Here is a 13,601-nt window from a genome sequence, read left to right on the forward strand (position 1 = left end):
CATACACAATCGATCAAGAAGGTAACTATCATTACACTTGGCAAGGTAACTGGAGCCCAGATCGTTTAGACAATAACTACAATAATTACAACTATAACAACTACTCTAACTATAGTAATTCAAATAATTACTACAACTACAATAATTATGGTAATACTAATCAATCTTATTCAAACGCTTATAATCAAACTGGTGGTTTAGGTTCTAGCTATTCTTCAACTAGCAGAAATGTTCACGTTACTTCTACATCAGCACCATCTTCAAATGGCGTTTCATTATCAAATGCTTCTTCAGCAGGCGGTAATTTATATACTTCAGGTCAATGTACGTATTATGTGTTCGATAGAGTTGGCGGAAAAATCGGCTCAACTTGGGGCAATGCAAATAACTGGGCAAACGCTGCCGCTGCAGCAGGTTACACTGTAAATAATTCACCATCTAAAGGTGCGATTTTACAAACTTCACAAGGTGCATTCGGTCATGTAGCATATGTTGAAAGTGTAAACAGCAATGGTACAATCACTGTTTCAGAAATGAACTACGGACATGGTGCAGGTGTTGTAACTTCTCGTACAATCTCTGCTAGCCAAGCTGCTTCATACAACTACATTCACTAATATACGCACTTCATTAAAAGCATTCATCCATTTAACAGGACGAATGTTTTTTATTTTTCTATAAAAAAAGACCTATTACCTCAATAGGCAATAGGCTAAAAAACTATTTTTTCTTAAACAAATTCAAATATTCATGTACAGTCATTCTAAATCATTATCACGTATGAATAAGATGTATCAAAAGAATTCGTTACTTTCATATAGTTATGTATTCATTCCGCTACAAAATAAATACAACAACTATATAGAAGGATATTAAAATGTTAAAACTATACGAGATATAATCGCTACATTTATATCTACAAATCATGTTTCAACATATTAAATATATTCCACTTAAAAATAAGATTAAACTTAGTTTTTACTTAACTTCTTTATTCCAATACCTGTAAATCCATAGATAATTGCAATGAAAGCACATAAATAACAAGGTACAGTCCAAATAAAGAATTCTCCAACGGATACATTTAGCTGTTGAGCATAGTAAATACCTGAAGTTCCCCATGGTATAAGTGGTAAGACCATTGTACTAGAATCTTCTAGTGTACGTGACAGCACTGATCTAGACAGGTCCATCTTTTCAAACATTTCCTTCATCAATACGCCGACCATAATAATTACAATTGAAGCCACTCCAGCAGCAAAGACAAGCATCAAGCAACATACAACAGTTATTAATATAAGTGTACCTACAGATTTCACACCTTTTGCAACCGTCTCTAACATCACGTCTAGGCATCCGGCTTTCTCCACAATACCAGCAAATGCATAGCCACAAAAAATCGTAACTATAATTTGTGTCATACTCATCATGCCACCTTGCTCTATTAACGAGATTACATTATTAGATAAATGAGACTGATGAACCATAGTATGACTAAAACCTTCAAATGTCGCTTTGAAACCATCAATCATATTAAAATGATTATTAAACGTTCCCACTAATAAAGCACTTAGACTTGAAATGAGCATAGATGGTACCGTAGATACTCTCAATAATAAGCATATCACAATAACAATAAGTGGTATCCACACAATTAAATTTATATTATAAACCTTATCTAATTCACTCAATAACATTTGAATTTGTTTCGGGTTAGCGTTACCTCCAGAGTGTAACCCAGCAAAGAACCACACGATTAGTCCTATAATTGATGCAGGGATAGTGGTCCACATCATCGATTTAATATGAGCAAAAATATTTACCCTTGTCACTAAAGCAGCCAAGTTCGTCGTATCAGAAAGTGGCGACATTTTATCTCCAAATACCGCCCCTGCAATGATGGCCCCAGCTGCCATACCAGGTGCTACACCTAATTGATTGGAAATAGAAATTAAAGCAATACCTGCTGTTGAAGCAGATCCCCATGCTGTACCTGTAGCAACTGATGTTATTGCACTAATAATAAACGCAGATACTAGAAAATAGCTTGGGTTAAGAAACTTTAATCCATAATATATCAATGCCGGTACTGTTCCTGAGAACATCCAACTCCCAACGATAATACCTACAGCCAAAATAATGAAAATGGCAGGCATGGCAGTATTGAGTCTCTTTGAAATACCTTCTTCTAAATCTTCCCATCTTAATCCTACTCGATATGCTATAAAAGAAGCATATGCTGATGAAATTAATAACAGCACTTGAATAGGTATATTAAAAAAGATAAATCCAATTACAACGACAATAACCATCACAATAATCGTTGAAATTGACTCCAAAAATGTAGGCTTTCTATATTTTTGTGTCATACGATTACTCCCTTCAGCAGCGATTTGATGCAAAACCTCTTTTCTTAATATTTAATCGTGTTCAATTATTCTAAACCTAATTTATCAAGGCCTAATTCTTCTACAGTAAGACCTTCCTCAAAGAAATCACGCTCTAATATTGTAGATGCAATAACAATGACTGCATCTATATTAGGCGTTAGTACGTCTATCACTCTTCCTAGACTTGACCATAGAACTAAACCAAACGCAATATCCTCAGTTAGATAACGATTTTCAACGTGGTTAGGACCCGGAATTTGTGAAAATACTGGACTTGTATTAAACAAACGATTTAACGGTTCATCTTCATCTTGGCGTTCTAAATAGCCTCTTTGAATACGAGATTCTTTAGCTGTAGACAATTCAAACCCTAATTTTCTTCCTAAATTTAAACGCTCAATTTCAATTGCATGAAGTAAACGAACCGTGTGCTTCGTAATCCCCTCTTTATAAAGAGAGAAATTTTCCGCATAATCAATACGACCAACATTCAAGAGTGTTGGGCCTGGATGCACTTCAGGGTTACCATTTTCAAGATTTGTTTTTAATAGACTTTCTTCTTTAACAAGATGATCATAAATTTGTGATACTTTCTCATAACTTTCGTTGAGTTCGCTACGATCAAATGTTGAGAAAAAGACTCTACGTGCATTTAATGATAAGTCTACACGTGCATTGTCGAAATCTACACGCGTACCGTAAGTGAGTGTATTTGCTTCAGCAAATTTAGGATGTACATCAATGTGACGGTCTTCTAAAACATTCATAAAACGAATAGAACCCATAGACGCAGCAATGTTGAAGAAAATAAGATGTTCATTTGTCACATAATGAGACATCACCTTAGCATAATATTCAATAAATGATGATGGAATAATAACTTGAACGATATCAGCATCTTCTAGAACATATTCAATATCATCACTTATATTAGTAAATTCTATAAACTTTTCTTCGCCCTCATTATTAAAATCAAATCCGCCTTTTTCGAAAGCGTTATTAAATTTTTCAATGGATTCGTTACGACAGTATAATTTCACGTCATGACCTTTATCTACCATATCTACTGCAGCTGTTACTGCCCCGTTACCTGAACCTACAATAGCTATTTTCATACTTTATCCCTCTTTCATCTTAAAGTTGTTAAATATTCTCCAATGTATGATTTCTATCATTTTAAATCTTTTCATAAAAAAGGAGTGGGTCTGAATTCAATCTTTATGTTATTGAATTCTGTGGCCCGCTCCGCGGTTATTTAAAAGTTATTGCTCAAACGTTATTTTCTAATTCATTATTTCAGATTCTCGACAAACCTTAATATGTCATGTCGATTAACAATACTATATAACCGATTAAAACATATTTTAAACTTATTTGGTATTTTAAGTTAGAAATTTAAATTTATCATTTAATAATATATTTTGTTTTGATATAGTTATAAGTGTATTATGTGTGTTAATTTATTTATTTTGGAGGATACTTATTATGGATAACAGTGAAAATCACCGTTTCAACGAATCAGAATCAAATTCAAACTCAATGTATACATCTGATTCAGAGCGTAATAACAACGAACGTCATTCCGAGAGTTTAACTCAATCGCAACAACAACATCAACATACTTCAGATGAACACAATTCAAAAATTAGACAAGATGAGGATCAAGACGCACGTTTAATGTCAATGCTCATCTATCTACTAGGTTTATTCACAAGCTTTATCGCACCTCTTGTCATTTGGTTAGTAAAACGTAAAGACTCAAAACTTATTGATACAGCAGGTAAGACTTATTTAAATTATTTTATTTCTTATTTTATTTATGCAATTGTAGGTGTGATTTTAGTTTATGTTTTCATGATTATAGCTATGTTAAATCCGAATAATACTGTAATAGCAGCTATTGCAGTTATCATTACGGTAATAATTGCCTTGGCTCTAGTTGTATTATCAATCGTTGCTTTAGTTTTCAATATTATTGGTTGTGTGAAATACATGTCAGGCAAAACTTATAAAATACCTTTTACTATTCCTTTCATTAAATAGTAAAAATGGTTTATTACAAGACCTTGTAATAAATCCATAAGCTTTTTTGCTTATTTATCTACACAAATGAACTAGCTATGCCCCACAGAGAATTTGTAACACACTGTAACCTTGATGGTCGTTTATTACAACGATGGTCAAGGTTTTTTTAATTGGTTTACGAAACCGTAACAACACCCACAAATAAAAATTTATCTGTTAGAGTATGTTGTGTCGTTACAGATGACGTCAAACATTTAACGAGATGTATTCTTAATACAAAGTCGCTACATTTTAAGATGTATCAAATTATCGTTATCAACTTTGGGAGGATTTTTAAATTATGAAAAAATTAGTAACTATCACTACATTAACAGCGGGTATTGGCGCATCATTATTGGGAACAACATCAAATGCGCATGCCGCAGAAAATACGCAAAATATACAAAACAACACTCAATACAACACTAGTAATCAACAATCTTATAGTACAGAAACTACATCAGCATCTTCTACTTCAGGTAACTTATATACAGCAGGTCAATGTACTTGGTACGTGTTCGATAAAGTGGGAGGACAAATTGGTTCAACATGGGGAAATGCTAACAACTGGGCTTCTGCAGCTGAAGCATCTGGTTACACAGTTAATCACACACCTGAAAAAGGTTCTATCTTACAATCATCTAATGGCGCATATGGTCACGTCGCTTATGTAGAAAATGTGAGTAGCGATGGCTCAGTTACCGTATCAGAAATGAACTATAACGGTGGCCCTTATGTTGTAGATACACGAACAATCTCATCTAGTGAAGCAAGTTCATACAATTACATCCACTTAGACTAATCAGTCTCTAAGATGATAAATAAAATCATTTCATCCCTTTAAGGTAAAATCCAAAATATTTTTACCTTAAAGGGTATTTTTAGTCTTTTTTAAACTAATATTTTACATTAACCAATTTTGATATACCACCGTACTCAACCTTCTTAGATTGCCTCTCCCCTTCTTATTTGAGAGAATAGTTTTATCACTAACAATTGGAGGCATATACATATGCAATGGCTAAAAGTCGTCATAGCAGGATTTGTGGAAATCATCTGGGTTACAGGTTTAGATAATGCACATTCTTTATTAAGTTGGGTAGTTACCCTCTTTTTTATTGCTTTAAGTTTCTATCTTGTTATCGATGCATCTAAACACTTACCAGTAGGTACAGTTTATGCCTTTTTCGTAGGTATTGGAGCAGTTGGCACTGTGCTTGTAGATATGATTTTCTTTAATCAACCTTTTACTCTTGCTAAAGTCATCTTAATGATTGTCCTCATTGCAGGTATTATCGGTTTGAAACTTACTACAAATGAAAATGAAGAAGGAGGTCAATAAAGATGTCATGGATATTTTTACTTATTGCTGGCGGACTAGAGGTACTTGGTGTCGTTTTACTTAACGAATTGTCTCGCACCCAAAATAAGATATATGTCATTTTGTTAGGCCTTGCTTTTATATTAAGTTTTAGTACGTTAAAGCTTGCAATGCATGATATCCCAATGGGTACAGCTTACGCAATTTGGACTGGTATAGGCACTGCTGGTGGTACCATCATTGGCATGTTATTCTATAAAGAATCTAAACATGTTGGAAGAATTATTTGTATTCTAATGATACTTATAGCTGTAGTAGGATTACGTTTAATTAGCTAATTACAACACATGTAATTAGCTTTATTTATTGTTTGCGCTTTCCTCTTTTACTATACTGATATTAAAAGAAGGAGTGATAATGATGGAAAAAGTATATATCGCAGGCGCAATTCCTGAAGTGGGATTAAATTTATTAAAAGAACATTTTGAAGTAGAGATGTATGATGGGGATGGCATTATAGATAAAGAAACGTTAAAAGAAGGCGTTAAAGATGCCTCTGCTTTAGTTAGTTTACTTTCAACAAACGTCGATAAAGAAGTTATTGATAGTGGCAAAAACCTTAAAATTATCACTAATTATGGTGCTGGCTTCAATAATGTAGATATTGATTATGCTAGAGAGAAAAATATAGATGTAACGAATACACCAAAGGCTTCAACAAATGCTACAGCTGATTTAACAATTGGTTTAATTTTAAGTGTAGCACGCAGAATCGTTGAAGGTGACGAACTATCTAGAACTCAAGGATTTGATGGATGGGCACCGCTATTCTTCCGTGGTAGAGAAGTCTCAGGAAAGACGATTGGTATTATCGGTTTAGGAGAAATTGGTGGTGCAGTAGCTAAACGTGCACGTGCATTTGATATGGACGTTCTATATACAGGACCTCATCGTAAAGAAGAAAAAGAACGTGAAATTGGTGCCAAATATGTGGATTTAGATACGTTATTAGAAAATGCTGATTTTATTACAATCAATGCAGCGTATAATCCAGATTTACATCACTTGATCGATACTGCACAATTTAAACAAATGCAATCTACTGCTTACCTTATCAATGTGGGTCGAGGACCAATAGTAAATGAACAGGCACTTGTTCAAGCTCTTGAAAATAAAGAAATCGAAGGCGCAGCTTTAGACGTTTATGAATTCGAACCAGAAATCACTGATGAACTTAAATCATTTAAGAACATTGTACTCACACCTCATATTGGTAATGCAACATTCGAAGCTAGAGATTTCATGGCTAAAATTGTAGCAAATGATACAATTAAAAAATTAAATGGTGACGAACCACAATTCGTCGTAAATAATAAATAGACTATCACTCTAAACAAAAAAGGAGGACGAGAAATCATTAGATACTCCAGCCTCCTTTAATGTATTGGCAGTAGATGTCTGAATTGAAAGTGCGCTTATATCAAGCTTCTCTCAATCCTAGCCATCCTTGCCGGGGCGGAACAACGAAAATAATTTTGCTAAATTATTTTTCTGTTCCGCTCCCATCTTTCTTTTTATTTTTCCTTTGATTTATATAAAAACTTAGTTTGTGCGGATGCGTATGAATTAGGCATCACTTTCATCATTGCATTACGTAATTTAGCAACGAATCGATTACGTTTTTGTGCGACTTTCCCAATCTTTCTAGAACGCTTAATCACTTTAGCAGTGTGTTTAACGCGTAATTTATCATATCTTTCAATCGCTTTATCAAAGTCATATGCTTCTAAGCAATTAACTAGCACAATCGCATCTTCCATTGCCTGCCCTGCACCTTGTCCCATATTAGGTGTCGTCGCATGAGCTGCATCTCCTAATAATAACGTTCTACCGTAGACAAATGTTTTTAAAGGTTTCATATCATAAATATCATTTAATAAGATGCCTGTCTCACTTTGTTTATCTAATATCTGACGCACCTCATTAGGAAAATGATTAAAGTAAGCTTGCAAATGTGGCTTTCCAAATGTTTGATATTTAGGATCCTTTTCTTTAGCAGGAACAGTAATAAACCAATATGCTTGATTATTAATCAGTGGTACAATGCCCACTCTACCTTTAGTACCCCAATACTCATTCGCCACATGTTCATCTTTAAGTTGAACATCATCTACAAGTCCTCTAAAACAAGTATAGCCTTGATAATTAATTTTAGTAGGCGCCTGCACCGCTTCTCTTACTTTAGAATGAAGCCCATCAGCGCCAATACATAAGTCGAATGCTTCACTCTCTTGTTCTGAAAAATGCACTGTGACTTTAGAATTCGTTTGCTCTAATCCTGTTACAACATGCTCAGTATAAATAGAGGATGGCTGAACATAAGATTTGATGATTTCTAGTAACGATTGACGTGGTAATGTAACATTTAACGTTTGACGTTTTAATTGTGCAGACATTAATTCACGTCCATTTTCATCGTACACATTCATCGCTGTCAAATTTTGACCAGCGTTTTTAATCCCTTTAGCAAGATCATGATTACCCAATTTCTTAAGGACGTTATCGCCTATTCCGATTCCTGCGCTAACCTCACTTAATGATGCTTTTTTCTCAAACACCTTTACTTCATGACCATGCTCTTCTAAAAGTGCAGCTGCTGTTAAACCACCAATACCTGCACCTACAATTGCAATTTTCATTCGTATACACCTCAAATTTATCATTCGTTAATATTTTATCATATGTTGTAGTGTTTAAAAGTTCGACTCAGTATTTTAAAAGTTAAATTTTACATATTCATAAAAGGAGGTTAGCAACATCTTTGACCATGTGCTAACCTCTATCTTATTTATAATATTTCTTTCTAATATCTTCTTTTTTAATACCAAACTTATCGTAATACTTTTTCATCATATCAGCTATATTGTCTACCCAATTAATATCACTCGCATATTGATGTTGACCGGGATTTTGCGGGTTCCAACGCATTTGATACAAGTTAAGCTGATTATTTTTAAAGTAATGATATCTTACAAATGATGCACCACCCATAATCGCCTTTTCATGAGAAGTCCATGATTCTTGTTTGGCATAACTCTTACCTGTATGAACGGCATTTTCATCAAATGCACCAATACCGAAAAAATTATAATAACGATGATGTCCATCTTTCACACCTTTAGCAAGTTCAGACTTACCATTTCCAGTTTCTACTAAGGCGTGACTGATTAAATAAATAATATTAACCTCATACTTATCTTGCGCCTTGATAAACGTTTGACCTTGGTTCTCCAGTATACCTTTACCCTTCAGAATACGATTAACTTCCGCTTCTGACATAGGGACTTTCTCGGAAATGTCCATGTATTTCAATGGATTATCGCCATGTTTAATCTTCATCGCTCGCGCAACATCACTATCTTGTGCATTTACAAATTCGCCATCTTTTTCCTTAGTATTAATGACACCTTCCCCTTTTTGTCTGTCGACAGCTTCATTGAAGGTATATTTTATATCATTTTTAAAAAGATTAGTATCAAAAATTAGGAAAAGAACCACAAAAATGACTAAAATAGCAATGATTAATAGAGATGTCATGCGAAACTTAGGATTCTTCATCATTTATATCTAACTCCCAAATCACTATTTTGATAAAACGAAATAGGCTATGACAATTGCTATAACAACAATAAAGAATGATACATTAATAGCAATCTTCATACCTGTACGGTCTCTAAACATGACATTAAATATCACTAAACTAATTGCTAAAGATACTGCAAAGAAAGCAATCGCTAGCATGAGTTTAAGCATAATTAAAAATACGATTCCAATAACTAACAAGACATTGGAAGTTATTGCCATGGCTTTCAATATATTAGGATTGATACGCCTTCACTCCTTGAATTTAACTTTTTCATATACATATCATCATACATGAAGTTGAAAGTAAATGTCGACTTAAAAAAAATGGAAGCTGAGATATATTTAATTATCTCAACTTCCTTAAATATATTGCTAATGAACTTTAATCGCGAGACATGCCTTTAAGTAAATTCAACATATAAGTTAAACTACGGTTCATGTCATCGTCTTTTAGAATACCCATAAGATTTCTAATAGATGTATGTGCATTAGGACTTGCTTGGTTCGCTACATGTAAACCTTTATTCAAGCGATTAAGCATGTCGCTTAAATCTTTTACATTGAGATCTCCAAGTAGGAATACCATTTGCGCCATATTAGATAATAAACCTGTATAAATATCTTTATTTAATTCAACGGCAAACTTATTAATAATCACTTGTCGTGCTTTAAATCCACCATTCAGTGCATCTAAAATTTTCGCTTCATCTAAAGTATTAATTAAACGGATTGCCTTAAGAATACTATCCTTATTCTCTGCAATAGCATCAATGACTTCATTTAAATTTTCGCTCTTAATTTGTTCAGGTGACTTTTTCAGACGTTTAATTTCAGTTATTCTTTCAGCCATTATTTATCACTCTGCTTCCCTGGGAATACGTAATCAGAACGATTCCATTTTTTCTGTACTTGAACACTATATTGTGGATGACGCTGTTTATCTACACGGAAGTTTGTAGGATTCAATGGTGACTTACCACGTTTAGAAATGACTTCCATACGTGCGCTTGTACGTTTGTAAGATGGTGTATCTGTGTATTTATCAACGTCACTGTTAGTAAGTAAGTTAATTGCACCCATATCGCCATTTGCCATTGCATCGTTATTCAACGGAATATAAATTTCTTTGCCTTTCACTCGATCTGTAATATGTGCTAACAATGTGGCCTCTCCGGACTCAGAGATAAGTTTAATTTCAGCACCTTCATGTATATCACGATCTTGAGCTAATTCAGGTGAAATTTCAACGAATGCATGTGGCATTTTATATTTAATCATTTCAGTTTGATATGTCATGTTACCTTCATGGAAATGTTCAAGTAAACGTCCATTGTTAACGTGAATATCATATACTTCATCTTCTTTGAAGAAATTATCAAATGTAAGTGGATAAAGTTTTGCTTTTTTATTTTCAAAATTAAATCCATCTAGATAAAGAAATGGCGTATCCTTACCGTCTTTATCGACAGGCCATTGTAAACTATTGAAACCTTCTAAGCGATCGTAACTTACACCCGCATATGAAGGTGTTAGTCGAGCAATCTCATCCATCACTTCTCCAGGATGACTGTAGTCCCAATTAGCACCAAGTTGATTCGCAATTAATTGGAAGATTTCCCAGTCAGCTTTAGAGTCACCAAGTGAATCTAAAGCTTTATATAAGCGTTGAACACGACGTTCAGTGTTAGTGAATGTGCCATCTTTTTCTAATGAAGGACTTGCAGGTAATACAACATCTGCATAAGTCGCTGTAAATGTTAAGAATTCATCTTGCACGACCATGAAATCTAACTTTTCAAAGGCAGCCTGAACGAAGTTAATATTAGAGTCAACAATTCCTGTGTCTTCACCGTATAGATATAGTGAGTGAACGTCGCCATTATGGATACCTTCAATCATTTGGTGATTGTCACGACCTGGCGTTGGACTTAATTCCACACCGTATTCTTTCTCAAATTTAGCTCTAATTTCATCGTCAGTTACAAGTTGGTAACCTGGGAATTGGTCTGGCATACTTCCCATATCACTACAACCTTGAACGTTATTATGGCCACGAAGCGGATAAGCGCCCGCACCAGGCTTTCTATAGTTACCAGTTACAAGCAGTAAGTTAGAAATTGCTGTACTTGAGTCACTACCGATATCTTGTTGCGTGATACCCATAGCCCAACAAATTGCAACGGATTCTGCTTTCGCAACTTCATGGGCAAAGCTAATCAAACGCTCTTTAGGAATACCAGTTGTGTCTTCTGCAAATTCCATTGTAAATGGTTCTAGTGATTTATAATATTCATCGAAATAGTCAACCCATTCATCTAAGAATGCCTTATCATGAAGGTCATTATCGATAATATATTTCGTTACAGCACCTAACCATACTAAGTCCGTACCTGGTTTAGGTTGATAGAATGCATCTGCACGTTCGGCCATTTCATGTTTTCTAATATCAAATACATGAGATTTTTGACCAAATAGTTTTTGTGCACGTTTCATTCGTGAAGCAATAACTGGATGTGCTTCAGCAGTATTTGTACCAATTAATACAGTCATTGCTGCTTTTTCTAAATCATCAATACCACCAGCATCGCCACCGATACCGACTGTACGCATTAAACCTTTCGTAGCAGGTGCTTGACAATAACGTGAGCAATTATCTACGTTATTTGTTCCAATCACTTGTCGTGCTAGTTTTTGCATTAAGTAAGATTCTTCGTTCGTAGCTTTTGAAGAGGAAATAAATGATAAGCTATCCGCACCATGTTTCTCTTTAATATTATTGAAGTTATCTGCGATGACTTGTAACGCTTCATCCCATTCTACTTCATGGAAAGCACCATCTTTTCTAACTAATGGTTTAGTTAAACGTTGATCTGAATTAATATGTCCCCAAGAGAATTTACCTTTAACACATGATGCAATTTTATTCGCAGGAGAATCATGAGATGGTTGAACTTTTAAAATTTCTCTATCTTTTGTCCATACTTCGAATGAGCATCCTACACCACAATATGTACATACTGTTTTCGTTTTATTGATACGCTCTTTACGCATTTCAGATTCTGAATCAGAAAGCGCTAATAAAGGACCATAACCTGGTTCAGATTTTTTAATTAAATCAATCATTGCTACAAGTGAACCTGGTTCAGTATCAGTCATATATCCAACGTTGCCTTCCATATTCACTTCCATCATCGCATTACATGGACATACTGTGGCACATTGACCACATGACACACATGATGATTCATTAATTGGTACATCATTATCCCAAATCACACGTGGATGTTCACGATCCCAATCAATACTGATTGTTTCGTTCACTTCTACGTCTTGACATGCCTCTACACAACGTCCACATAGGATACATTGGTCAGGGTCATAACGATAAAATGGACCATAATCTTTTTCATAAGGCTTCTCTTTGTATTCATACGTTTGATGTTGAACGCCCCACTCATCCATCGTGTTATGAATTTCACAGTCGCCATTATTATAGTCACATACAGTACAATAAAGCATATGTTTTTCTAATATACGATCTAATGCTTCTTTTTGACTTGATTGAACATCGTCGTTGTTCGTTTTAACATTCATTGGACGGTCGATTGTCGTACCACAAGCACGTGCAATCTCTCCATCAATTTCAACCATACATGTATCACATGTTTGGATTGGTCCCATTGATTCGTTATAACAAATCGCAGGTACGAAAGTATCTCGAGATCGAATGAACTCGAGTAAATTTGTGCCAGGTTCCACAAGATAATCAGTGCCATCTAACGTGACGACTAAATGTTCTTGCATAGGCTTACACCCCATTTATATATTTTTTACCGTAATAGACTTTTCATGTTTGCTTTCTCTATCTGAAAAATACCCCACATATATTTCAAGATAGAATTATCTAAATTGTATTACTTTCTATGTAAAAAGTTAAGTGTTTACTAGTATTTTGTATTTTAAAATTATTTAATTGAAAATCAATATCAATTAGAACAATAATTACCTTTTTAGCTACTATAATTATACCTAGTAAAATAACACCTCAAACAAAAAGAAGGCTGGGACATAATTAATTGTCTCAACCTTCTTTAACATATTGGCAGTAGATGTCTGAATTAAAAGTGCGCTTATATCAAGCTTCTTTTAATCCTAGCCATCCTTGCCGGCGGGGCCCCAAC

Annotated in this window: 13 protein-coding genes; 6 read left to right on the forward strand and 7 right to left on the reverse strand. The window is 34.4% G+C overall.

Annotation, left to right across the window (positions count from 1 at the left end; all coding sequences use genetic code 11):
- Window positions 1-617, forward strand: a 617-nt coding sequence (locus tag CD155_RS10520) for a CHAP domain-containing protein (RefSeq protein WP_103213291.1), incomplete at its 5' end; no start/stop codon positions are given.
- Window positions 618-971: 354 nt separating this feature from the next.
- On the opposite strand, the gene nhaC is transcribed toward CD155_RS10520, so the two are convergent.
- Window positions 972-2,369 (reverse strand): Na+/H+ antiporter NhaC, encoded by a 1,398-nt coding sequence (gene nhaC, locus CD155_RS10525; protein WP_103213292.1) that lies wholly within the window; start codon window positions 2,367-2,369, stop codon window positions 972-974.
- Between the two features lie 65 nt (window positions 2,370-2,434).
- Window positions 2,435-3,505 carry an NAD/NADP-dependent octopine/nopaline dehydrogenase family protein gene (locus CD155_RS10530; protein ID WP_103213293.1) on the reverse strand — a complete coding sequence of 357 codons (1,071 nt, stop codon included), beginning with the start codon at window positions 3,503-3,505 and terminating at the stop codon, window positions 2,435-2,437.
- A 424-nt stretch (window positions 3,506-3,929) separates the two neighbouring features.
- Between CD155_RS10530 and CD155_RS10535 the strand changes: the two genes are divergently transcribed.
- From CD155_RS10535 to CD155_RS10555, 5 genes are all read left to right on the forward strand, one after another.
- Window positions 3,930-4,433, forward strand: a complete 504-nt coding sequence (locus CD155_RS10535; RefSeq protein ID WP_370444553.1) for a DUF4870 domain-containing protein — start codon at window positions 3,930-3,932, stop codon at window positions 4,431-4,433.
- A 322-nt stretch (window positions 4,434-4,755) separates the two neighbouring features.
- A complete protein-coding gene (locus tag CD155_RS10540; RefSeq protein ID WP_103213295.1) occupies window positions 4,756-5,256 on the forward strand; it encodes a CHAP domain-containing protein in 501 nt (166 codons plus the stop codon).
- Between the two features lie 210 nt (window positions 5,257-5,466).
- Window positions 5,467-5,796 carry a DMT family transporter gene (locus CD155_RS10545; protein WP_103213296.1) on the forward strand — a complete coding sequence of 110 codons (330 nt, stop codon included), beginning with the start codon at window positions 5,467-5,469 and terminating at the stop codon, window positions 5,794-5,796.
- Between the two features lie 2 nt (window positions 5,797-5,798).
- On the forward strand, window positions 5,799-6,113 hold the full coding sequence (locus tag CD155_RS10550) for a DMT family transporter (RefSeq protein WP_002443859.1): 315 nt from the start codon (window positions 5,799-5,801) through the stop codon (window positions 6,111-6,113).
- An 82-nt stretch (window positions 6,114-6,195) separates the two neighbouring features.
- Complete coding sequence (locus tag CD155_RS10555; protein WP_103213297.1) at window positions 6,196-7,155, forward strand: 2-hydroxyacid dehydrogenase family protein; 960 nt, start codon at window positions 6,196-6,198, stop codon at window positions 7,153-7,155.
- A 194-nt stretch (window positions 7,156-7,349) separates the two neighbouring features.
- On the opposite strand, the gene CD155_RS10560 is transcribed toward CD155_RS10555, so the two are convergent.
- From CD155_RS10560 to fdhF, 5 genes are all read right to left on the reverse strand, one after another.
- Entirely contained in the window at window positions 7,350-8,474 is a 1,125-nt protein-coding gene (locus CD155_RS10560) for an FAD-dependent monooxygenase (RefSeq protein ID WP_103213298.1), read from the reverse strand.
- A gap of 145 nt (window positions 8,475-8,619) precedes the next feature.
- Window positions 8,620-9,396, reverse strand: coding sequence for an N-acetylglucosaminidase (locus CD155_RS10565; RefSeq protein WP_103213299.1), 777 nt, complete (start codon window positions 9,394-9,396; stop codon window positions 8,620-8,622).
- Window positions 9,397-9,417: 21 nt separating this feature from the next.
- On the reverse strand, window positions 9,418-9,639 hold the full coding sequence (locus CD155_RS10570; RefSeq protein ID WP_002443867.1) for a hypothetical protein: 222 nt from the start codon (window positions 9,637-9,639) through the stop codon (window positions 9,418-9,420).
- Window positions 9,640-9,802: 163 nt separating this feature from the next.
- On the reverse strand, window positions 9,803-10,270 hold the full coding sequence (locus CD155_RS10575; protein ID WP_103213300.1) for a helical membrane plugin domain-containing protein: 468 nt from the start codon (window positions 10,268-10,270) through the stop codon (window positions 9,803-9,805).
- A complete protein-coding gene (fdhF, locus tag CD155_RS10580; protein ID WP_103213301.1) occupies window positions 10,270-13,224 on the reverse strand; it encodes a formate dehydrogenase subunit alpha in 2,955 nt (984 codons plus the stop codon). The genes CD155_RS10575 and fdhF overlap by 1 nt, the downstream gene beginning before the upstream one ends.
- Window positions 13,225-13,601 lie beyond the last annotated feature (377 nt).

It is taken from the genome of Staphylococcus caprae, assembly GCF_002902725.1.
GTDB classification, from domain to species: Bacteria; Bacillota; Bacilli; order Staphylococcales; family Staphylococcaceae; genus Staphylococcus; species Staphylococcus caprae.

What these genes read in the sequence shown, in the direction of transcription:
- CD155_RS10540 (WP_103213295.1), top strand. Translation starts at nt 4,756, where the DNA reads ATGAAAAAATTAGTAACTATCACTACATTAACAGCGGGTATTGGCGCA.
- nhaC (WP_103213292.1), bottom strand. Translation starts at nt 2,369, where the DNA reads ATGACACAAAAATATAGAAAGCCTACATTTTTGGAGTCAATTTCAACG.
- fdhF (WP_103213301.1), bottom strand. Translation starts at nt 13,224, where the DNA reads ATGCAAGAACATTTAGTCGTCACGTTAGATGGCACTGATTATCTTGTG.
- CD155_RS10560 (WP_103213298.1), bottom strand. Translation starts at nt 8,474, where the DNA reads ATGAAAATTGCAATTGTAGGTGCAGGTATTGGTGGTTTAACAGCAGCT.
- CD155_RS10550 (WP_002443859.1), top strand. Translation starts at nt 5,799, where the DNA reads ATGTCATGGATATTTTTACTTATTGCTGGCGGACTAGAGGTACTTGGT.
- CD155_RS10555 (WP_103213297.1), top strand. Translation starts at nt 6,196, where the DNA reads ATGGAAAAAGTATATATCGCAGGCGCAATTCCTGAAGTGGGATTAAAT.
- CD155_RS10535 (WP_370444553.1), top strand. Translation starts at nt 3,930, where the DNA reads ATGTATACATCTGATTCAGAGCGTAATAACAACGAACGTCATTCCGAG.
- CD155_RS10565 (WP_103213299.1), bottom strand. Translation starts at nt 9,396, where the DNA reads ATGATGAAGAATCCTAAGTTTCGCATGACATCTCTATTAATCATTGCT.
- CD155_RS10530 (WP_103213293.1), bottom strand. Translation starts at nt 3,505, where the DNA reads ATGAAAATAGCTATTGTAGGTTCAGGTAACGGGGCAGTAACAGCTGCA.
- CD155_RS10570 (WP_002443867.1), bottom strand. Translation starts at nt 9,639, where the DNA reads ATGGCAATAACTTCCAATGTCTTGTTAGTTATTGGAATCGTATTTTTA.
- CD155_RS10545 (WP_103213296.1), top strand. Translation starts at nt 5,467, where the DNA reads ATGCAATGGCTAAAAGTCGTCATAGCAGGATTTGTGGAAATCATCTGG.
- CD155_RS10575 (WP_103213300.1), bottom strand. Translation starts at nt 10,270, where the DNA reads ATGGCTGAAAGAATAACTGAAATTAAACGTCTGAAAAAGTCACCTGAA.